17 protein-coding genes and 1 pseudogene are annotated in these 21,264 nt (G+C 72.1%); 4 read left to right on the forward strand and 14 right to left on the reverse strand.

Translation table 11 applies throughout. The features are described 5' to 3' along the window. Window positions 1-160 precede the first annotated feature (160 nt). A complete protein-coding gene (locus FYW99_RS25370; RefSeq protein WP_150254556.1) occupies window positions 161-574 on the reverse strand; it encodes a hypothetical protein in 414 nt (137 codons plus the stop codon). A gap of 497 nt (window positions 575-1,071) precedes the next feature. On the opposite strand from FYW99_RS25370, the gene FYW99_RS25375 reads away from it, so the two are divergent. After that, complete coding sequence (locus FYW99_RS25375) at window positions 1,072-2,049, forward strand: sporulation protein (RefSeq protein ID WP_150254557.1); 978 nt, start codon at window positions 1,072-1,074, stop codon at window positions 2,047-2,049. A 157-nt stretch (window positions 2,050-2,206) separates the two neighbouring features. On the opposite strand, the gene FYW99_RS25380 is transcribed toward FYW99_RS25375, so the two are convergent. The 6 genes from FYW99_RS25380 to FYW99_RS25405 form a co-directional block, all read right to left on the reverse strand. Further along, window positions 2,207-2,632 (reverse strand): DUF397 domain-containing protein, encoded by a 426-nt coding sequence (locus FYW99_RS25380; RefSeq protein WP_150254558.1) that lies wholly within the window; start codon window positions 2,630-2,632, stop codon window positions 2,207-2,209. 105 nt (window positions 2,633-2,737) lie between these two features. After that, a complete protein-coding gene (gene tatC, locus FYW99_RS25385) occupies window positions 2,738-3,589 on the reverse strand; it encodes a twin-arginine translocase subunit TatC (protein ID WP_150254620.1) in 852 nt (283 codons plus the stop codon). 149 nt (window positions 3,590-3,738) lie between these two features. Beyond that, on the reverse strand, window positions 3,739-4,110 hold the full coding sequence (gene tatA / locus FYW99_RS25390) for a Sec-independent protein translocase subunit TatA (RefSeq protein WP_150254559.1): 372 nt from the start codon (window positions 4,108-4,110) through the stop codon (window positions 3,739-3,741). A gap of 66 nt (window positions 4,111-4,176) precedes the next feature. Further along, window positions 4,177-4,362: a hypothetical protein gene (locus FYW99_RS25395; RefSeq protein ID WP_150254560.1), complete on the reverse strand. Its 186-nt coding sequence runs from the start codon at window positions 4,360-4,362 to the stop codon at window positions 4,177-4,179. Between the two features lie 60 nt (window positions 4,363-4,422). Next, entirely contained in the window at window positions 4,423-6,474 is a 2,052-nt protein-coding gene (locus FYW99_RS25400) for a helix-turn-helix transcriptional regulator (protein WP_150254561.1), read from the reverse strand. Window positions 6,475-6,588: 114 nt separating this feature from the next. Then, window positions 6,589-7,803: an RNA-guided endonuclease InsQ/TnpB family protein gene (locus FYW99_RS25405; protein WP_150254562.1), complete on the reverse strand. Its 1,215-nt coding sequence runs from the start codon at window positions 7,801-7,803 to the stop codon at window positions 6,589-6,591. 98 nt (window positions 7,804-7,901) lie between these two features. Between FYW99_RS25405 and FYW99_RS25410 the strand changes: the two genes are divergently transcribed. After that, entirely contained in the window at window positions 7,902-9,029 is a 1,128-nt protein-coding gene (locus FYW99_RS25410) for a DUF3866 family protein (RefSeq protein WP_150254621.1), read from the forward strand. Window positions 9,030-9,705: 676 nt separating this feature from the next. Here FYW99_RS25410 and FYW99_RS25415 read toward each other — a convergent pair. From FYW99_RS25415 to FYW99_RS25440, 6 genes and pseudogenes are all read right to left on the reverse strand, one after another. Further along, window positions 9,706-10,695: pseudogene (locus FYW99_RS25415) on the reverse strand (methionyl-tRNA formyltransferase); the annotation flags it as partial. Between the two features lie 245 nt (window positions 10,696-10,940). Beyond that, window positions 10,941-12,053 (reverse strand): FKBP-type peptidyl-prolyl cis-trans isomerase, encoded by a 1,113-nt coding sequence (locus FYW99_RS25420; protein ID WP_150254564.1) that lies wholly within the window; start codon window positions 12,051-12,053, stop codon window positions 10,941-10,943. Window positions 12,054-12,205: 152 nt separating this feature from the next. Next, the gene (pafA, locus tag FYW99_RS25425; protein WP_017564832.1) at window positions 12,206-13,564 is read right to left on the reverse strand and encodes a Pup--protein ligase; all 1,359 of its coding nucleotides are present in this window, start codon (window positions 13,562-13,564) and stop codon (window positions 12,206-12,208) included. 112 nt (window positions 13,565-13,676) lie between these two features. Beyond that, window positions 13,677-14,459, reverse strand: coding sequence for a proteasome subunit alpha (gene prcA / locus FYW99_RS25430; protein ID WP_150254565.1), 783 nt, complete (start codon window positions 14,457-14,459; stop codon window positions 13,677-13,679). Between the two features lie 54 nt (window positions 14,460-14,513). Further along, on the reverse strand, window positions 14,514-15,356 hold the full coding sequence (prcB, locus tag FYW99_RS25435) for a proteasome subunit beta (RefSeq protein WP_017564830.1): 843 nt from the start codon (window positions 15,354-15,356) through the stop codon (window positions 14,514-14,516). A gap of 168 nt (window positions 15,357-15,524) precedes the next feature. Next, window positions 15,525-15,728: a ubiquitin-like protein Pup gene (locus FYW99_RS25440; protein ID WP_017564829.1), complete on the reverse strand. Its 204-nt coding sequence runs from the start codon at window positions 15,726-15,728 to the stop codon at window positions 15,525-15,527. A 762-nt stretch (window positions 15,729-16,490) separates the two neighbouring features. On the opposite strand from FYW99_RS25440, the gene FYW99_RS25445 reads away from it, so the two are divergent. Together FYW99_RS25445 and FYW99_RS25450 are read left to right on the forward strand one after the other, a co-directional pair. Then, a complete protein-coding gene (locus FYW99_RS25445; protein ID WP_150254566.1) occupies window positions 16,491-17,636 on the forward strand; it encodes a S1 family peptidase in 1,146 nt (381 codons plus the stop codon). A gap of 632 nt (window positions 17,637-18,268) precedes the next feature. Then, the gene (locus FYW99_RS25450; protein ID WP_150254567.1) at window positions 18,269-19,423 is read left to right on the forward strand and encodes a S1 family peptidase; all 1,155 of its coding nucleotides are present in this window, start codon (window positions 18,269-18,271) and stop codon (window positions 19,421-19,423) included. A 193-nt stretch (window positions 19,424-19,616) separates the two neighbouring features. Here FYW99_RS25450 and FYW99_RS25455 read toward each other — a convergent pair whose 3' ends face one another. Continuing rightward, on the reverse strand, window positions 19,617-21,236 hold the full coding sequence (locus FYW99_RS25455; RefSeq protein ID WP_150254568.1) for an amidohydrolase: 1,620 nt from the start codon (window positions 21,234-21,236) through the stop codon (window positions 19,617-19,619). Window positions 21,237-21,264: the final 28 nt, after the last annotated feature.

Below are 21,264 nucleotides of genomic sequence, written 5' to 3' on the forward strand. Positions count from 1 at the left end.
GCCGCCGCCACCGCCACCACTCGCGACCAGGGCGTTGAACAGGGACCCCGGACATCCGCTGCCTTTGATGCCAACGCAGGAGCGAGCGACCACGCACGCACAGCAAGCGTTGAACGCCTGCCTCATGCCCGCGATCGCTCCGGGGCACTCCCCCGACGACCTAGTAGTCGTTCTCCTCGCACCAGTTCGCGATCAGTGACACCGCCTCCTGCGGCTGGTCATAGTTGTCGTTGTAGATCTGGAGCACCTCGTCGTCGATCGCGGGCGCCGCCGCCACCGCCATCAGCGTGAGCCGCTCCCCGCTCTCCGCGATCTGGGCGGCACCGTCCTCCCGGGCCTGGGCCGCTTCGACGGCTCTGCCGCAGACGTCGGCGGTGGCGTCCTCCCCGGAACCGGTCGAGGCGGATACCGAGGGCGAGTGGGACGGGGAGGGAGACGGGGACGGTGTCACCGCCTCCGCGGCGGAGGGGGACGGGGACGGGGAAGGAGCTGCGCCGTCGTCAACGCCTCCGTCGGCACCCGCACACGCCGTCACCGCCGCGAGCAGGAGGACCGCGGTAAGAAATCGCACCATCACGCACCTTCGGGGTCGGAGGACCGCCCGGGCACGGCCCACGGAAAACCGTGACCGTGCGCGTCGGGGCGGCCACAGGACCAGGACAACACTAGGCCCGCCATGCGGTCAGCGCACCCCCTGACCGGTTCCGGTCAGGGTCCGTGCCACACGCCCGGCAGGAAGGTGGGACAGCCGTGTTGCGGCCCGCCCCAAACGACATCTGCCAGACCACAGCCGCCCGGCCCGGCCACGGCGCGGACCACCGTGGACCTGCGGGGCGCACCGGTTCCACCAGTACCGTCGGCGAGCACTCCGCAGCCGGTCCCGGCCACGCTGCGCACGGTCTCGGCCACGCTGCGCACGGACGTGTTTGCGGACGCCCCCAAAGCCCTCCCTCGGAGTCCGAACCCGGTCCCCGCGGAACCGGCGCGCACCGCGTCCGCGTTGGGCGGGCGACACCAGCGCACCGGCCGCCAGCGCGCCGCGGCGCACACGACGCCTCCCGGAAGGAAGCCATGGTCCTCAAACGCCTGCTCGCCGCCTTCGGTGCCGACGGACCCACTGTCGACACCGTCCTGCCGCACCCCCACACCCGGCCCGGAGACCTGTTGGAGGGCAGCGTCGAGCTCACGGGCGGCGGAAGCCGCACCGACATCGCCGAGATCGTCCTCGTGCTGGTCGTCCAGACCGAGGACGAGGAGGGGGAGGCCACCGGCGGCGCGGAGTGCACCCGCGTCCCCGTGGCGGCGGGTGTGAGCCTGGACGCCGGGGAGCACCTGTCGATCCCCTTCAGCCACCCGGTCCCCTGGCAGGCGCCCGTCACCGAGGCCGGGGGCTCGTCGCTGCCAGGTGTCTCCGCGGGATTGCGCACCGAGGTGGTCGTCGACGGGGCCGCCGACAAGGGCGACCTCGACCGCGTCCACATCCATCCGCTGCCGGTCCAGGAGCACGTGCTGGAGGCGATGCCGCGGCTGGGGGCCGTGTTCGCGGGGGTGCGGGTGGAGGGCGGGCCGCCGCCCGGACCCCACGAGGAGGCCGCGTTCCTCCAGAGCCTGGTGTTCCACCCCGCCGAGCACCACGCGCACGAGGTCGGCGAGGTGGAGGTCCTCTTCTGCGCCGATCCGGCGGGCGTCGCGGTGGGCTTCGCCTTCGACCGCCACGCCGAGGAGTTCTCGGAGGGCGGCGCCCCCAGCTGGCTCCGGGCCGAGCACTCCGACGCCGACCACACCGACTGGACGCGGGCGGTGGACGAGTGGATCGGGCAGGCGCTGTACCGGCGCCGCGGGTTCTCCGGCCACCCCGGGCACGAGGGGGAGCACGGGGAGCAGGAGGGCGGCGGCATGCTCGGCGCCGTCGGCGGGGTCGCGCTCGGTGTCGCGGGCGGCCTCGCGGCGGGCTACGTGGCGGCCGAGGTCGTGGACGAGATCGGCGACGCGTTCGAGGGCGACGAGGACGAGCCCGAGGAGGCAGAAGAGGTGGAGGAAGTGGAGTAGGGACCGGAGGAGAAGTGGCTCGCCGGGCCCCGCGCCATCGCGTGGAGGACCGTTTCGAGGCCGGGGTCCGCTCCGGTTCCCGGCCCGGCGCACACCCCGCTCCGCGCGCGCCGGACGCCGCCGTGCTGACGGTGCCCGGCGCACGGGCGGGTCGGTGCTACTCGGAGCCCTCCGCGTCGTTGCGCTCGGCTTCCTCGCGCTGGCGGCGGTGGTACTCCTCCATCGCCCGGGGGGTGTTCAGCGGCGAGGGGACCCAGGCCACCTCGGTGTCGACCTCACCGCGCTGGATGCGGCGCTCCTCCTCGGTGAGGTACTCCTCGGGGATGTCGAACTCGCCGTCACGGGCGCCCAGGACGAAGGCCTCCCACTCGGCGGGAGTGAAGAACAGGGTGCCCTTCTCGGGGGACTTGCCGTCGCGAACTGCACGGAAGCCGTCGTCGAAGGTGGCGACCTCGACCACGGCCTCGGACTCCTCCTTGGACAGGGAGGACCGCATCCAGACCGCGTCGGTGGTGTCGTGCCACTTCTCGTTGCCCATGGCCTCGGGCGGGAGCTCCCGCTCGGTCTCGGTCCGCTCGCTCATCGCACTTCCTCATTCCCAGCAACCGGCGTCGGCCGGGGTCCCCGGACCGACGGGACAGCGCCGCGGCCTGCCCCACCGCCCGACCCTAGCGTGTGCCGGAGGGGCTCAGGAGCGCCTTCCGCTCTCCTCGCCCACGTCGGGGCCGTCCAGCGGTGAGGGGGTTTCGTCCAGCTCGGAGGGCGTCTCGTCGAGTTCGGAGATCTGGTCGTCGTCCAGGTCGGCGTAGGGGTCGTCGCGCCTCTTGCGCCGGTCGTTGAGGAAGGCGAACAGCTCGGCCACCTCGAAGAGGACGATGAGCGGAACGGCCAGGGCGAGCATGGAGATCGGCTCGGCCGGGGTGATGACGGCCGCGATCACGAACACCGTGAAGATGATGACGCGGCGCCACTTGGCGATGGCCGCGTGCGGCAGGACCCCGAGGATGTTGAGCAGCACCACCAGCAGCGGCAGCACGAAGCCGAGGCCGAACATGCCCATCATGATGAGCATGTAGTTGAGGTACTCGCTGATGGTGAGGAAGGGGTCGGCGTCCTCGGGCAGGAACCCGAAGAGCATCGTCAGCGCGTACGAGGTGATGAAGTACGCCAGGATCGCGCCCGTGACGAACAGGATCGCGGCCAGGGGAGCGAAGATGTAGGCGTAGCGCTTCTCGCGCCCGTGCAGGGCCGGGGCGACGAAGGCCCACAGCTGGTACAGCCAGAACGGCGCGGAGACGAGGGCGCCGACGAAGAGCCAGATCTTCATGGAGACGAAGAAGGCGTCGAAGGGCCCGGTGACGATGAGGGAGCAGTCGTCGGGACCGTTCACCTGGGACACCGGCAGGGAGCAGTAGGGCTCCACCAGGAAGTCCCACACCCACTCGTCGGTCAGGACGCCGACCACCGCGCCCAGGGCGAGGGCGATCATCGCCTTCACCAGGCGGTTGCGCAGCTCGCGCAGGTGGTCCATGAGCGGCATCCGGGCCTCGGGGTTGGTGGCCCGGCTTCGTGCCCTCATCGTGCGGTCACTCTCTCGTCGTCTCCTGCGGCCCCGTGCCGGTCGGCGTCAGGGCCCTGGACTCCGGGGCGGACGGAGCTGGCGCGCGTCGCTCCGCGGCCTCCGGGAACCTAGTTGCCGTAGGTGCGGTGCGTGGTCTCACCGGACTCGTCGACGATGCGCTGGCCGGGGGGCAGCTGCGGGTAACCCTGCTGCTGGGGCTGCTGCGGCTGCTGCGGCTGCTGCGGCTGCTGCGGGTAATCCTGCTGCTGGGGCTGCCCGGGCGCGTTCTGCTGGGAGGCCTGCTGGTCGTGAGCCTGGGCGCGGGTGTCCGCGTTCTCCTCGGACTCGTTGTTGTCGTCGACCATGCCCTTGGTCTCAGCCTTGAGGATGCGCGCGCTGCGTCCCAGGGAGCGGGCCAGGTCCGGGAGCTTCTTGGCTCCGAAGAGCAGGATCGCCAGGACGATGAGGATGGCGATGGTAGGTCCGTTGAACGGTCCCATGGTTCTACCTCTCTGTGGGGCGCGACCAAGCGCCTTCGATGGTACGCGCATTCGGACACGGGGCCGTCACGGCCCCGCACCGCCGCGGCCGACGCGCTCACGCAGGTCAACGCTGCTCGCCCGGTACTCGTCCGACGCCCGTGCCACCGCTCGGGACAGCAGCCCCGCCGCGCGGCGTGCGCGCAGCCCGAGAGCGCCGATGGCGACGAGCCCGGCCGCAACCACACCGAACAGGACAGCGAGGACGATCACGCTGCAACCTTATCCCTTCCGACCCGAACTGTCCCCTGACCCGGGGTGAACGTCTGGGCTTCACTCGGGAGACGAAGTGGTCTCGACCAATTTCGCGGAGGTTTGGGGCGTCCGGTAGTGCTCCAGCGCACGGCGGGCCTCGGCCCGGGCCTCCTCGGCGAGCGCCACGGGAGACACCACGCGCCCCTGCTGGCCCAGGCGCAACGCCAGCCGCACCACCCAGGCCGGGGCGGGGGTGCGCAGGGTGGCGCGGACCCCTCCCCCGGGCAGCTCGGCAACCGACTCGCACACGTAGTCCTCGGTCACCCAGCGGGCCGCGGGCTCCAGGTCCAGGACGACCAGGGCGTCGCGCTCCGAGCGCTGGAGGACGCCCCCGGACAGGTCGCGGCGGCCCACCCCCTCGGGCACCTCGGCGGCGAAGGGCAGCACGGTCAGTTCCAGGACCCGGTCCAGGCGGAACAGGCGCACGTCCCGGCGCAGGTGGCAGTAGCCCTCCAGGAAGGGGTAGCCGTCCTGGACCACCAGGCCCATCGGGTCCACGTCGCGCTCGGTGACCTGGTCCAGGTAGCCCGACAGGTAGCGCAGGTGCAGGCGCTGGCCCGCCTCCAGGGCGTCGGCGCAGCGGCGCTGGGTCTGGGCGACCTGCGCGTCACCCTCCAGGCGCACCTGGACCGAGTCGGCCAGCGAGCCCAGGGCGGCCCCCGCGGCGGCGCGCAGCTTCTCGCCCACCCGCTTGAGGGCGCCGGTCTCCAGGCCCCCGGTCTCGGGCAGCGCCTCCAGCAGGGACAGGCCCACGACCAGGCTGGCCGCCTCGTCGGCGGTCAGGCGCAGCGGCTGGGCGAGGGTGTCGGCGTTGGCGATGATGATCTCGCCGGTCTCCTTGGCCGCGTCGAGGTCGACGTCGATGAGGTCACCGGGGGTGTAACCGGGCAGGCCGCACATCCACAGCAGGCTGAGGTCGGCGACCACCTGCTTCTCGCTGAGCCCGAAGTGGCTGGCCACCTCGGGTACGCGCACGTCGCGACCCAGCGCGTAGGGGACGAGCATCAGCAGGCGGCGCAGCTGGTCGGCGGAGCGGGGCCCCCGGGCGGGGGCCTCGGCCTCCTCTGCGGAGCCGGGGCCGTCGCCGGCCTCGGTGGCGGGGACGGTCTCGGCGGTGGCCCTCAGGTGCGCGGCCATGGCCTCGCGGGCGCCGACGGGTTCGACGACGACCGCGTTGGAGCCGAAGTAGGCCACGCGCCGCACCAGGTCGGGGGTGTCGGTGTAGGGCAGGGTGAGCGTGTCCCAGCCGACGCCGGAGCTGTCGCGCTCGCCGGGCACCACGCGCAGGGCGCTGCGGCGCAGGGCGTGCGCGGAGTCGGTGCGCACCCGCAGGACGGCGGTGCGCTCGGACTCGGCGCTGTGGCCCGCGACCACCGAGCGCAGGTCCACGCCCTCGGGGACGACGATGTCGGGGCCGCCGCGCAGGACGGTCACCTCGCCGCGGATGCGGCCCAGGCGGAAGACGCGGCGGGCGTCGCGCAGGCGGTCGTGGCCGACCACGTACCAGTGGCCGCGCAGGTTGACGATGCCCCAGGGTTCGATCTCACGGGTCTCGGCCTCGGTCTGGCCGGGCTTGCGGTAGGCGAAGGAGACGGGGCGCCGGTCCCGCACGGCCTGCCAGACGGGTCCGAAGGAGGGCTCGTCGGTGCGCATGGCGGGCGTGAGGCCGGGGGCGGCCTCGCTGTCGACAGGGACCCCGGCGGAACGCAGCTTGAACAGGGCGTTGGCGGCGGCCTCACCGAGGGACGCGTGCCGCCAGGCACGGGCGGCCAGGCCCAGCACGAGGGCCTCGTCGGGCAGGAGCTCGATCTCGGGCAGCTCGTAGTCGGAGCGCGAGATGCGATAGCCCTCCTCGCCGCTGATGGCGTCGCCGGTGCCCACCTGGATGGGGATGCCGCTGTCGCGCAGTTCGCGCTTGTCGCGCTCGAACATGCGCTTGAAGGCCGACTCGGTCTCGGCCTCGGCGTAGCCGTGCACCGTCTTCCTGATCTCCTGAGCGGTCAGGTGGCGGCGCGTGGACAACAGACAGATGACCAGGTTCAGCTGTCGTTCCGTCTTCCTGCGCGACATCGTCCGCACCCTTCTCGCCCGTGGTGGATGGACCGGCGGCGGCGGACGCTGGCGCGTCGCCCCGGCACCGGTTCAGCAACGACGGTACCGTGCCTTGCTTGGCTTCTTCCTCCCTCAAGGGGAGGGGATTCCAGCGGTCACCCGCTGGGCTTCCTGTTTCACCGCCGGTCGCCCCGTCCGGGAGGACTCCCGTTGAGGTCTCACACCAGCTCCACAGGCAACAACCGCCAGCCCGGCGGCCCTGAGGTTGTTCGCCGCGTTCACATCACGGTCATGGGTGGCCCCGCACTGGGGGCACGTCCACTCACGCACGTTCAGCGACAGTTCGTTCCGCACGGTTCCGCACTCCGGGCACGCTTTGGAGGAGGGAAAGAACCGGTCGACCACGACCAGGTCCCGCCCGTACCACCGCACCTTGTACTCCGACATGCTGCGCAGCCCACGCCAGGCCACATCCGAGATCGCCCGGGACAGCCTGCGGTTCTTGACCATGGTGCGCACCGCCAGATCCTCGAGCACGACCACCGGGTTCTCGCGGACGAGTCGAGCAGTGAGCTTGTGCAGGAAATCCCGGCGCCGGTCGGTGACACGGGCGTGCACCCGCGCCACCTTCCGACGCGCCTTGCCCCGATTCGCACTGCCCTTGGCCTTACGCGACAGCGCCCGTTGCACATTAGCCAGCCTGGCGCGGTCACGAGGCTCATGGCGGGGGTTGGTGATCTTCTCCCCCGTGGACAGGGTGACCAGGGAGGTGATTCCGGCGTCCACACCGACCGCGCTGTCGGTGGCCGGGTGATCGGCAACGACGTCCTCGCACAGGACCGAAACGAACCACCGGCCTGCCGCGTCCCTGGACACGGTCACGGTGGAGGGCTCAGCGCCCTCGGGCAGAGGCCGAGACCAGAGGATGTTCAACGGCTCGGTCATCTTGGCCAGTGTGTTGTGGCCGTCGCGGTACCTGAACCCGGAACGGCTGTACTCGGCCGAGGTACGCGACTTCTTGCGGGACTCGAAACGCGGATACCGCGCGCGCTTGTCGAAGAAGTTGCGAAACGCCGCTTGCAGGTGACGCAGTCCCTGCTGGAGCGGAACACTGGAGACCTCGTTCAAGAACGCCAGGTCGGGGTCTTTCTTCCACTCGGTGAGCACGGCCGAGGACTCGTCGTAGTCCACCCGGCGCTGTTCGGTGTACCACGCGCGGGTGCGGTGGGCCAGAGCGCGGTTGCAGACCAGGCGCACGCAGCCGAACGTGCGCGACAGCTCCGCCGACTGCACATCCGTGGAATGGAAGCGGTACTTGAACGCCCGCTTCACCGTCGACCTGGCCATGTTTACATTCTAATTGTAATTCTTGTTATCTCATGACAGAAAGGAGACGGACGTCGCCTGTCCGACCCGAAAGGCGGGAGGCGATGCCCAACAATCTCATGATCCGGTGGCGCCGTGGTGAAGTCCGTCAGATCCTCCCCTCCTGGCCGGGGGTCGTGCTGTGCGCGGTGGCGCTGGAGCCCGTCGGCGAAGCAGGCGGCAGAGGAGGCGCTGGAGGCCGCGAGGCCGCGGGAGCGGGCGGGGAGGTGACCTGCCGCGCGCTGGCCTACACCGACCTGGTGGGCTCGCCCGAGACGGGCGACACCGTACTACTCAACACCGGCGCCCTGGACCTGGGGCTGGGGACGGGCGGGTACGCGCTGGTGGTGGCCGTGCCCGACCGGCTGCCCGCCGACCCCCGGGGGCCCGGCCACCTGGTCAAGGCCCGTTACACGCCGTTGCAGGCGACCGTTCTGGGCGCCGACGAGCAGGGCTCGCCCCACCACGAGGCACTGCGCTCGGCCGAGGGCGTGGACGGCATGCCGGTGGTGGTGGCCGACCTGCACTCGGCGCTGCCCGCCGTGGTGGCGGGGGTGCGCGCGCACCGTCCCGGGGCTCGGATCGTCCACGTGATGCTGGACGGGGGCGCGCTGCCCGCGGCGTTCTCGCGTCTGGTGGGAGCGCTGCGGGAGGAGGGGATGCTGGCGGGGTGCGTGACCACGGGGCAGTCCTTCGGCGGCGACCTGGAGGCGGTGACCGTGCACTCGGGGCTGCTGGCGGCCCGGCACGTGCTGGGCGCGGACGTGGCAGTGGTGTGCCAGGGCCCGGGCAACCTGGGCACCGGGACCCCGTGGGGGTTCTCGGGCGTCTCGTGCGGTGAGGCGGTGAACGCGGCGGCGGTGCTGGGCGGGCGTCCGGTGGCGTCGCTGCGGGTGAGCGAGGCCGACGCGCGCGAGCGGCACCGTGGGGTGTCGCACCACAGTCTGACCGCCTACGGGCGGGTGGCGCTGGCGCGGGCGGAGGTGGTGGTGCCGCTGCTGCCGGGGGTGTTCGGCGAGCGCGTGCGCGTCCAGGCCGAGGCGCTGGGCGAGCGGCACACGCTGGTGGAGGTGGGTGTGGACGGGCTGGAGGAGGCGGTGCGGACGCTTCCGGTGAAGGTGTCGACGATGGGCCGGGGCCTGGAGGAGGACCGCGCGGCCTTCCTGAGCGCCGCGGCGGCGGGCCGTCACGCGGCCGCGCTGCTGTAGGCGCGCGAAACGGGGACGCCGCGGGCGGGTTGTCCACAGGTTCCAGAGCGCTCTGGTCCGGGATGGGGCCGGGCTTCTACCCTGGTAAAGGGGGCGCTCGCGCCCCGCCCGCCTTGCGCTGCCCGGCCTCCAGCGCACCCCGCCCCGGGGTGCGCGTTCCAGGACGCAAGTTCCAGGACGCGGGTCCCGGGCCGCGGGTTTCCGGGTCCCGGGCCGCGGGTTTCCGGGTCCCGGGCCGCGGGTTTCCGGGTCCCGGGCTCCGGGCTCCGGGCTCCGGGCTCCGGGCTCCGGGCTCCGGGCTCCGGGCTCCGACGCCGCCTCAGCGCTGGACGGCCTACGACACGTCCCGCCCGAGGCCCCGGAATCCGGCCCGCCCGCCTCAGCGCTGGTCGGCCGGGCTGGGGTCACCCGTCACGATCCCGGGTGCGGGGTTCGCACCGCCCGCCTGGGCTTCGGGAGCCCGGGGCTTCGAGACCTGCTCGGGGGCCCGCGCCTCCGGAACCTCCGCCCCGGCCGCCTCCGGCGCCCCCCGCCCCCCTGCCACGTCCGTCTCCGAAGCCCCCTCCTCCGAGGCCGAGGTCTCCGACCGCGCGTCCCCCGCCCCTGCCCCCGGGCTCCGGGATTCCAGTGCCGGTGCCTCCGACGCCGTCCGGGCCGCGGGCACGGCCCTGTTCGGACCGCTCGGCGCCTGGCCGGGCAGGGGCGCCCGCCGGGTGCCCTCCAGCATGTGCTGGGAGGGGGCCTCGAAGAAGGTCCCGGGCCGGAACATGGCCAGCGAGGTCGGCCGGGCGCGCACCCCCTCGTCCACCCGCAGCACCTCGGGCACGAACACGGACCCGTCCCCGCAGGTGATCCCCCACTCCCGCCCCCGACCGGTCGCGACCACCTGCCCGGGCGCCCCGCCGGGGACCCCGCCGACCAGGCGTCCCGAGCACAGTGTGATCCGGGCGCTGCCGAACATCGCGAACGCCCCCGGGTAGGGCTCGGCCAGCGCGCGCACCATCCGGTCCACGTCGCTTCCGGAGGCGGTGAGGTCGAGGTGGCCGTCGCTGGGGCGCCGGCGCGGCCACACCGACGCGTGGCCGCTCTGCGGCCGCCGGGGCGCGGTGCCCTCCAGCAGGCCCTCCACGTGGCGCACGAGCAGGTCCGCCTGTAGGTGCCCCACGCGTTCGTACAGACCGGCGGCGGTGGCGTCCGGGGCCACGTCGAACCAGGCCTGGTCGACGATGTCGCCGCTGTGCTCCTCCCCGTCGAGGTGGAAGAGGGTGACGGCGCTGGAGCGCATGTCGCGCAGGATCGTCCACGGGATGGGCGCCCGGCCGCGGCCGACGGGCAGCGGCGCCGGGTGCAGTCCGACCCCGCCCAGCGCCAGGGAGGACAGGACCTCCCCCGGTACGGTCCCCGACCAGCCCGCGACGACCATCAGGTCGATGCCGTGGGCGGTGAGGGCCTCGCGCACCTCGCCCGAGTCGAGGTCGGCGCGCAGGTGCGGCACGCCGAGCCGACCGGCGAGGGCGCCGTAGTCGAGGTAGCCGGAGCAGTGGGCGAACTCGGCCGGATGGGACACCACCAGGCTCGGCGGGAAGCCTTGGGCGCACAGCTCCTCCAGCGCCGGAACACCGAGGCCCAGCCCGGAGACGTAGCAGTAGCGCCGACGGTCTGACATGAGCTTCCCCCTCGCCCGTCCACCGATGGATTCGACTCTACGCACCGGTCGGGGAACGGTAGTGGAACGCGGTACCCGGGCGTGTCCGCCCGGGTACCACCCGCGCCGGACACGCGGACGCCCCCGCGGGTTCTCCTCCCCGCGGGGGCGTCCGGTGTCCGGCTGTCCGGGTGTTCACGCGTGTACGCGCTCGGGCCTGCCGGGGACCGCTCCCCGGCCTCGGGCGTACACCGACGCGCCGGGGGCTACTCCCCGCCCTCGGCGCCCTCCTCGGGCGCGGGGGACTCCTCCGGCGCGGCCTCCCCGCCACCGGCGCCCTCGCCCTCGGCGGGCTCGGCGGGCGGCGGGTTGTCGTAGGCGCCCAGGACGTCGATGACGAAGACCAGCGTCCCGGCGGGGGCTCCCCCGGTCTCCTCCGCGGTCTCGCCGTAGGCCATGTCACCGGGCACGACCAGCAGCAGGCGGCTGCCGACCGGCTGGCCGACGATGCCCTCGTCCCAGCCCTGGATGACCGCTCCCGCGCCGATCGTGGTGTCGAAGGGGTCGCCGCCCCGGCTCCAGGTGGAGTCGAACACCGGGTGCTCGCCGTTCTCGTCGGCCTCCCAGCGCACACCGCTGTACTGGACGATGACCTGCTGGCCCTCCTCGACCTCGGCGCCGTCGCCCTCGATGAGCGGGACGACCTCCAGGTCCTCGGGCGGGTCGGTGTCGGGGATCTCGATGGTGGGCTCGCTGTGGCCCTCCTGGGTCACCGTGGGCAGGCCGTCGCCGCCGTCGGTGACCTGCTCGCCCTGCACGACCGAGCCCTTGTTGAAGCGGTCCATGAGGTCGATGACCAGGATGCTCGCGCCCTCCTGGACGGGCTGGCCCGACATCTCGGCCTGCTGGCGCTCCTGCTCGGTGAGCGGCGGGAAGACGTACACGGCCCGGCTGCCAACCGGCTGGCTGACCAGCACGTCGCTGATCTCCTCGGGCATCTGCTCCATGCGGATGAGGTCCGGGGCGCCGGTCTCGTAGCTGGACTGCCCCTCGACGGGCGCGCCCTCGCCGGGACCGGTCCACTGGTACTGGACGACGTTGGCGATCAGGAGGTCGTCCGCGCGCACCAGCTCGTTCTCGCCCGGGCCCTCCTCGACAACGCCCGAGATCTGCTCGGTCGGCGGCTCCTCGTCGGGGAAGGCGACCTCCGGTTCCTCACCGACCTCGCCGGTGACTTCGGGAAGCCGCGGGTCGAGCTGGTCCTCCCCCATACGCATGAAGGCGGGAGTACGCCACTCTTCGGGGATGTTTCCGCAGCTTGAGACCGCCAGGGCGATCGCGGTCAGCGGCACCGCGAGGGCGGCAGCACGTCGGTGCATGGGTCACAACCTCTGATTTCCGGCTTGGGACAGAGTCACACTACCGAAAAGAAGGACCGTAACCACCCCCCGGAACACCACGAACACCGGAGCCCCGCCGCGGACGGCCTTCGACCGCCGGACGGGGCTCCGGGAGCAGTGGTCCGGAAGTCCTACATACCGGCGATGAGCTTCTCCACCCGCTCGTCCACCGACTTGAAGGGGTCCTTGCACAGCACCGTGCGCTGGGCCTGGTCGTTGAGCTTGAGGTGCACCCAGTCCACCGTGAAGTCGCGGCGCTGCTCCTGGGCGCGTCGGATGAACTCGCCGCGCAGCCGGGCCCGCGTGGTCTGCGGCGGCACCGACTTGGCCTCGAAGATCTTCAGGTCGCCGACCACCCGCTCCATCTGGCCACGGGCCTGGAGCAGGTAGAACAGTCCGCGGTCGCGGTGGATGTCGTGGTAGGTCAGGTCGAGCTGGGCCACCCGCGGCGAGGACAGGGACAGGTCGTGCTTGTCGCGGTAGCGCTCCAGCAGCAGGTACTTGGCCACCCAGTCGATCTCCCGCGAGACGGTCTCCAGGTTCTGGGTCTCGACCGCCTCCAGGGTGCGCTGCCACAGTTCCAGGACGCGCTTGCCGGTGGCGTCGGTGCCGTGCCGGTCGACGTAGCTCTGCACCTTGTCCAGGTACTCGCGCTGGATCTCCAGCGCGCTGGCCTCGCGCCCGTTGGCCAGGCGCACCTTGCGGCGGCCGGTCATGTCGTGGCTGACCTCGCGGATGGCCCGGATCGGGTTCTCCAGCGTGTAGTCGCGCATGACCACCCCGGCCTCGATCATGCGCAGCACCAGGTCGGTGGAGCCCAGCTTGAGCAGGGTGGTGGTCTCGCTCATGTTGGAGTCGCCGACGATGACGTGCAGGCGGCGGAAGCGCTCGGCGTCCGCGTGCGGCTCGTCCCGGGTGTTGATGATGGGGCGCGAGCGCGTGGTGGCCGAGGAGACGCCCTCCCAGATGTGCTCGGCGCGCTGGCTGACGCAGAACAGGGCTCCGCGGGGGGTCTGGAGCACCTTTCCGGCACCGCAGATGATCTGGCGGGTGACCAGGAAGGGGATGAGCACGTCGGCCAGGCGTCCGAACTCGCCGTGCCGCCCCACGAGGTAGTTCTCGTGGCAGCCGTAGGAGTTGCCCGCCGAGTCGGTGTTGTTCTTGAAGAGGTAGATGTCCCCGGCGATGCCCTCCTCGTGCAGGCGCTGCTCGGCGTCGACCTGCAACCCCTCCAGGATGCGCTCACCGGCCTTGTCGTGGGCCACCAGGTCCACGAGGCTGTCGCACTCGGGGGTGGCGTACTCGGGGTGGCTGCCCACGTCCAGGTACAGGCGGGCGCCGTTGCGCAGGAACACGTTGCTGCTGCGCCCCCAGGAGACCACCCTGCGGAAGAGGTAGCGGGCGACCTCGTCCGGGGACAGGCGGCGCTGTCCACGGAAGGTGCACGTGACCCCGTACTCGTTCTCCAGCCCGAAGATCCGTCGTTCCACGCGGCCTCACCAACTTCCCTCACCGGGGTGTGGACGACGGGGCCGCGCCGTCCACACCCGCCCGGCCGGTGCGGCGCCTCGGGAGCGCAGCACCGTGATCATCGTTTCCAGGTCACTCGTCGGTCCCGCCCGCGGTGGTGCTTCCGGTGGTTCCGGTGCCGGTGCCTCCGGTGGCGCCGCCGGACGCGGTGCCGCCGGCCGCCCTGCCCTCCTCGATGAGGTCGGTCAGGCGCTGGCCGTGGATGCGGCGGAACTTGCGGTGCTCCCTGGACCGCTCCAGGACCGCGACCTCCAGGTTGGTGGCCTCCAGTTCGCGCTCCTCGCCGTTCTCCCTGGCCAGGGCGTGGGTGGCCGCGTTGAGGGCGGCGCTGAGGGGGGCGTCGGCGGCGAAGCGGTCCTTGAGCACGCCGGACACGTGCTCGGAGGAGCCGCCCACGGCCACGAAGCCCTGCTCGTCCACGATGGAGCCGTCGAAGGTGATGCGGTAGATCTCGTCCTCGGCGGAGGTGTCGCCGACCTCGGCGACGACGATCTCCACCTCCCAGGGCTTGAGGCTCTCGCTGAAGACGGTGCCCAGGGTCTGGGCGTAGATGTTGGCGAGCTGGCGCCCGCTGACGTCGCGGCGGTCGTACTGGTACCCGCGCACGTCGGCGAAGCGCACGCCCATCAGGCGCAGGTTCTCGAACTCGGGGTAGCGGCCGACGGCGGCGAAGCCGATCCGGTCGTAGAGCTCGCTGATCTTGTGCAGGGTGCGGGACATGTTGTCCGCCACCAGGAGGATCCCGCCCTCGTACTGCAGGACGACGGCGCTGCGGCCGCGCGCGATGCCCTTGCGCGCGTAGTCCGCCTTGTCCTTCATCTGCTGTTCGGGGGCGACGTAGAACGGCATCGACACCGCGGATCGTTTCCTTACCTAGTCGGGAGATGTCTGGTGTGGGACGGGACCGGTTCAGCCCAGCGTGGCCGTGGGGCCGTCGGGGTCGGCCGCGCGTCCCTGGACCACCTCGGTCGCCAGGCGGGCGACGTCCTCGGCGGGCAGACGGCGGTGGCCGTCCGCGGTGACGACGTCGACGAGGGGGAAGATCTTGCGGTGCAGGTCGGGGCCACCGGTGGCGGAGTCGTCGTCGGCGGCGTCGTAGAGGGCTTCCAAGGCGACCCTGGCGGCACCGGTCTGGTCCAGGTCCTCGCGGTAGAGCTTCTTGATCGAGCCCCTGGCGAAGACCGAGCCGGAGCCGATGGAGTGGTAGCGCTGCTCCTCGTAGCGGCCGCCGGTGGCGTCGTAGCTGAACACACGGCCCTGTCCGGTGTTCTCGTCGTAGCCGACCAGCAGCGGGACGACGACGAAGCCCTGCATGGCCAGGCCGAGGTTGCCGCGGACCATCTGCGCGAGCTTGTTGGCCTTACCCTCGAGGGAGAGCGAGCGGCCCTCCATCTTCTCGTAGTGCTCCAGCTCGACCTGGTAGAGGCGGGCCAGCTCGATGCCGAACCCCGCCGAACCCGCGATGGCCACTGCGGAGAACTCGTCGGTGCGGAAGACCTTCTCCATGTCGCGGTTGGCGATGACGTTGCCCTGCGTGGCCCTGCGGTCGCCCGCCAGGAGCACACCGCCGGGGAAGGTCAGTGCGACGATGGTCGTGGCGTCGGGGGTGAGGTGCTCGGTCCCTCCGCCCGGGGGCAGTTTGTGTCCGGGCAGCATCTCGGGGCGGACCGAACTGAGAAACTCGGTGAAGGACGAGGTTCCCGCACTCATGAAAGCGGCGGGCAACCGTCCGCCCTCGAACCCTTCGAACACGCGACTCCCTCCACGCGCGCCCCACCCCGGCATGGGGGCGGGTGGGGCGCCTGTTGTCCTTGTTGTCTGCGGCCAGGCTGTGCGCCGACCGTTGGAACTGACCCTAGTCCTGCGCGCGACGGGGCTGACGGCGCTGGAGTGCGCTGTCAGCGAACCGCCGCGGGGCGACTACTGGCCGCCCTTCTGCACGAACTGCCGGACGAAGTCCTCGGCGTTGCTCTCCAGCACGTCGTCGATCTCGTCGAGGATGTCGTCGACGTCCTCGTCCAGTTGGTCGTTGCGCTCCTGAACGTCCGCCGAGGCCTCGGTCTCCTCGACCTCCTCGTCACGGCGTGAGGCGTGCTTCTGGCCGCCCGTGTCCTTCGTCGCCATAGCCGGTTACCTCCCGTTCGGGCTCCCCGTTCGGGGCTCTTGCCCTTATCTTGGCCCAACACCGGGCACCTCAACCCCCTTCCCGGGGCCCGATACTCGCTAGTTACCTCGGATCGTCCCATGTGCGCGCCCACGTGCTCGTACGCGTGTGCGCCGCGCCCCGGGCGTGTCACGGCCGACGCCGCGGACGCCGCGCGGGCTCGGCGGGGACCGCCGGGCCGCCGCTTCCCGGACCGCTCCGGGAGCCCGCGTCGGCCCGTTCCAGCCCGCACCGCCGCACCCGCACCGAGCCGTCACAGGTACGGCTGATCGCCCTGCGCACGTGAGTTACCCGCGGGTCACCGCCCTGACCTTCGGGGTTACTCCTACGTGTCCACATGGTCACGGATGGCACCCGGTTCCGGTGACCGCATCCGGCCACGCAACACCTCTTGCCAGAACTCCGCTTCCATGTTGTGGAAGCGATATCGACAGAGAAGCACAAGGTCAGACACATCATCACCATGCGTCACATATTGCAATTCATTCGATCATCCGATGGCCCTGCCATCCCTGGAGAGGTGGACTCCGGTGCCCGCTCTTCCGCTATCCAGGTTGTGCACTTATGGTGTGTGTTCGTTTACCGAGTGTCTTGGTGACAGGGCCTTCGGTAAGCACATCGTGGGGCCGGGCCCTGTGCACGGCCCCGCTGGGGTCCGACGTCCTCGCCGGCGGGCGTCGGGCCCCGAACCCCCGTCAGTTCCCCAAGGAGAGTAGGGATCTATGCGACCCTCCCCCGCTATCTCCGCTATCGGCACCGGCGCACTCGCGTTCGGTCTGGCGTTCTCCGTGACGCCGGGCGCCAGTGCGGCGACCGTACCGGCCGAGCCAGCGAGCGAGGCCCAGACGATGATGGAAGCGCTGCAGAGAGACCTCGGCCTCACCCCGCTCGGGGCCGAGGAGCTGCTCGCGGCGCAGGAAGAAGCGATCGAGACCGACGCCGAGGCCACCGAGGCCGCGGGAGCGTCCTACGGCGGCTCCCTGTTCGACACCGAGACCCTCGAACTCACCGTGCTGGTCACCGACGCCTCGGCCGTCGACGCGGTCGAGGCCACCGGCGCCGAGGCCACCGTGGTCTCGTACGGCACCGAGGGCCTGGCCGAGGTCGTCGACGCGCTCAACGAGACCGGCGGCCGGGAAGGGGTCGTCGGCTGGTACCCGGACGTGGAGAACGACACCGTCGTGGTCCAGGTCGCCGAGGGAGCCAGCGCCGACGGCCTCATCGAGGCCGCGGGCGTGGACCCCTCCGCCGTCCAGGTGGAGGAGACCGGTGAGACGCCGCGCCTGTTCGCCGACATCGTCGGCGGCGAGGCGTACTACATGGGCGGCGGACGCTGCTCGGTCGGGTTCGCCGTGACCGACGGCTCCGGCGCGGGCGGCTTCGTGACGGCGGGCCACTGCGGCACCGTCGGCACCGGCGCCGAGAGCTCCGACGGCAGCGGCTCCGGCACGTTCGAGGAGTCCGTCTTCCCGGGCAACGACGGCGCCTTCGTCGCGGCCACCTCCAACTGGGACGTGACCAACCTGGTCAGCCGGTACGACTCCGGCAGCCCCCAGGCCGTGTCCGGTTCCAGCCAGGCCCCGGTCGGCTCGGCGGTGTGCCGCTCCGGCTCGACCACCGGCTGGCACTGCGGGAGCATCGAGGCCCGCGGCCAGACGGTGAGCTACCCGCAGGGCACGGTCCAGGACCTGACCCGGACGGACGTGTGCGCGGAGCCCGGTGACTCCGGCGGCTCGTTCATCTCCGGCTCGCAGGCCCAGGGCGTCACCTCCGGCGGCTCCGGCAACTGCTCCGTCGGCGGCACGACCTACTACCAGGAGGTCACTCCCCTGCTGAGCAGCTGGGGGCTGTCCCTGGTGACCGGTTAGCGCTCCGGCAGCGCCCACGGCGCCCCCGTCCACGCAAGTGGGCGGGGGCGCCCTTGTTGTGCGGGGGCGCTTCGTGCGGGGGCGCTTCGTGCGGGGGAGACCACGGCTTCTCCCCCGCGCCCGCACACGCAGGCACCCCAGGCGTCCCGCAAGCCCCTCCCGTGTCCGGGTCCGGCCACGTGCGCGCCCGCCCTCCTCCGGGGCCGGACCCCGTCGGAAGGCCCGCGCGGGCCGCCCCTGACCTTCGGAGTTACAGCCCTGTAGCCGTGGTGTTACGGATGGCACCCGGTACCGGTGTCCGCATCCGGCCAGAGAAACCCCTTGACGCGCCCGCGCCGATTCGCTCTGTCACCGGTCGAACGCGAAAAGCGCAAGGTCGCACGCAGAGCGACTACGCGTAGCCATCGCGAAACGAAGGGTCATGGGACAATCCCGCGTCCTTCTGAATGAATCCACACCACACGGGTCTTTGCAGCGTCAAAGTGTGCACTTATGTTGGTGATCGTTTACCGGATGTCTCGGTGAATTTCGGGAATCGGATCAACTTCGATGCCCGAAAGGGGCTTTCCGTTCCTACAGGAACGCAGAGCCCCGAATCCCCCGTCTATCCCCCTTGGAGAGTAGGGACCCCCATGAGACCCTCCACCATCATCTCCGCCGTGGGCACAGGAGCCCTGGCCTTCGGCATGGCACTGTCCATGGCCCCCGGTGCCCTCGCGGCGCCCGCCCCCGTCCCCCAGACCCCCGTCGCCGACGACAGCGCCGCCAGCATGGCGGAAGCGCTCAAGCGCGACCTCGACCTGTCCTCGGCCGAGGCCGAGGAGCTGCTCTCGGCGCAGGAAGCCGCCATCGAGACCGACGCCGAGGCCACCGAGGCCGCGGGCGAGGCCTACGGCGGCTCCCTGTTCGACACCGAGACCCTCGAACTCACCGTGCTGGTCACCGACGCCTCGGCCGTCGACGCGGTCGAGGCCACCGGCGCCGAGGCCACCGTCGTCTCCCACGGCGCCGAGGGCCTGACCGAGGTCGTGGAGGACCTCAACAGCGCCGAGGCCCCGGAGAGCGTCCTCGGCTGGTACCCGGACGTGGAGAGCGACACCGTCGTGGTCGAGGTGCTGGAGGGCTCCGACGCCGACGTCGCCGCCCTGCTCGCCGACGCCGGCGTGGACGCCTCCTCGGTCCGGGTGGAGGAGTCCGAGGAGGCCCCGCAGGTCTACGCCGACATCATCGGCGGCCTGGCCTACTACATGGGCGGCCGCTGCTCCGTCGGCTTCCCGGCGACCAACAGCGCCGGTCAGCCCGGTTTCGTCACCGCGGGCCACTGCGGCACCGTCGGCACCAGCGTGACCATCGGCAACGGCCGCGGCACCTTCCAGAACTCGGTCTTCCCGGGCAACGACGCCGCCTTCGTCCGCGGCACCTCCAACTTCACCCTGACCAACCTGGTCTCGCGCTACAACTCCGGCGGCTACCAGTCCGTGACCGGCACCAGCCAGGCCCCGACCGGCTCTGCGGTGTGCCGCTCCGGCTCCACCACCGGCTGGCACTGCGGCACCATCCAGGCCCGCAACCAGACCGTGCGCTACCCGCAGGGCACCGTCTACTCGCTCACCCGCACCAACGTGTGCGCCGAGCCCGGTGACTCCGGCGGCTCGTTCATCTCCGGCTCGCAGGCCCAGGGCGTCACCTCCGGCGGCTCCGGCAACTGCTCCTTCGGCGGCACGACCTACTACCAGGAGGTCATGCCGATGGTGAACTCGTGGGGTGTTCGCATCCGCACCAGCTGACCCCCTCCCCCGCACGTCCCCCGTCCGCGCGCAGGCGCGGGCGGGGGACGCCCATGTGCGGGGCCCGAGGCCCCGGACAGCGGAACCGGACGTGCGCCGCGCCCGGGAACGGGCCACGAAGGCGGGTAACCGGCGGGGACCGGCGGGAAGCCGCCGCCGGGCACGGACCCCCGGGTCCCGCGCGCCGTCCCGGTCAGGCCTCAGGGGCGCGGTGGACGACGCGCCCGTCGAGCACCGTCATCCACGCGTCGACCTCGCGCAGCCGCTCGGCGGGCAGGGACTCCACGTCGCGGTCCAGCACCACCAGGTCGGCCAGGTGGCCGGGGCGCAGCGCGCCCAGGCGGTCCTCCACGCCCAGCGCGTGCGCGGCGTCCAGGGTGTGGGCGCGCAGGGCCTCGTGCAGGGTGACGGCCTGCTCGACGCCGATCGCCGCACCCTCGCGGGTGGTGCGGCACACCGCGTTGGCCACGGTGTCCATCGGACGCAGGCTGGAGACGAAGGAGTCGCTGGAGAGCACCGGGCGCAGCCCCAGGTCGAGTTCCTCGCGCATGGGCTGGAGCCGGTGGGCCCGCTTCCCCAGGCGGCGCAGGAAGTCGCCGCCGCTGTCGTACAGGAAGTTGGGCTGGTTGACGGGGATGACGCCGTAGTCGGTGAAGCGCTTGGCCTGCTCCGGGGTGGGGTAGCCGCAGTGCTCCACACGCGGGCGCGGGTCGGGGCCCGACACCCGCGTGGCCGAGGCGATGGCGGCCAGGGTGTTCTCCATGGCCGCGTCGCCCTGGGTGTGGACGGCCACCTGCCAGCCCTCGGCGGCGGCCCGCGTGACCAGGTCCACCAGCTGGTCGGGGTGGTGGTAGAGGCTGCCCGCGAACTCGCCGTGCTCGCCGTAGGGGACGCTGAACTTGGCGGTGCCGCCCAGCAGGGTGCCGTCGGAGTAGAACTTCATGCCGGTCAGCCGCAGCCAGTCGTCGCCGAAGGGGCTGGCCAGCCCGGCGGAGGTGAGCGCGTCCAGCTGGTGGGACAGCGGCATGCCGAACGTGCGCAGCGGCAGGGTCCCGGCCGCGCGGGCGGCCCGGTACACGCGCAGTTCGCGGGCCGAGACCTGCGGATCGCACACGGTGGTGACCCCGGCCGACAGGTAGGGGTCGGCCGCTGCGGCCAGCCAGCCCAGGAGCTGTTCGGCGGGCAGGTCGGTGTGGAAGTTGGGGCCGTGGCAGCCGATGTCCACGGCCAGGGGCAGCAGCAGTTCCATCGCCGAGTCCAGGACCATGCCCGTCAGGCGCCCGCCCTCGTCGCGGACGAAGGAGCCGCCCGCCGGGTCGGGGACGTCCTCGCCGATGCCGCTCCAGGCCAGGGCGGCGGAGTTGACCACGGCCTGGTGGCCCGAGACGTGGTAGACGATGACCGGGTGCTCACCGGTGGCCCCGTCCAGGTCGCGGCGGGTGGGGCGCCCTCCCGGGAACTTGGCGTCGTCCATGTGGAAGGCGCGGATCCACTGGCCGGGCGGGGTGCGCTCGGCCTCGGCCCCGATGACGGCGACCAGGTCGGCGGCGCTGCCCACCCGGGGGTACCCGGCGTCGACGGCGGCCAGCGACTCGGCGGTGGACAGTAGGTGGTTGTGCGGGTCGATGAACCCGGGCAGGACGGTCCGTCCGCCCGCGTCCACCTCCACCGCGCCCGGGCCCGCGGCGGCGCGGGCGGCCTCGGTGTCCGCGGCCAGGCGGACCCGGCCCTCGCGCACGGCCACGGCGCGGGCCCGGGGGTTGGCGTCGTCCATGGTCAGGACGTTGGCGTTGTGGATGAGCAGACCGGACACGGGTGGGGTTCCTCCTTGATGGACTGGC

Origin of the sequence: Nocardiopsis deserti, assembly GCF_008638355.1 — a bacterium.
Taxonomy (GTDB): domain Bacteria; phylum Actinomycetota; class Actinomycetes; order Streptosporangiales; family Streptosporangiaceae; genus Nocardiopsis; species Nocardiopsis alborubida.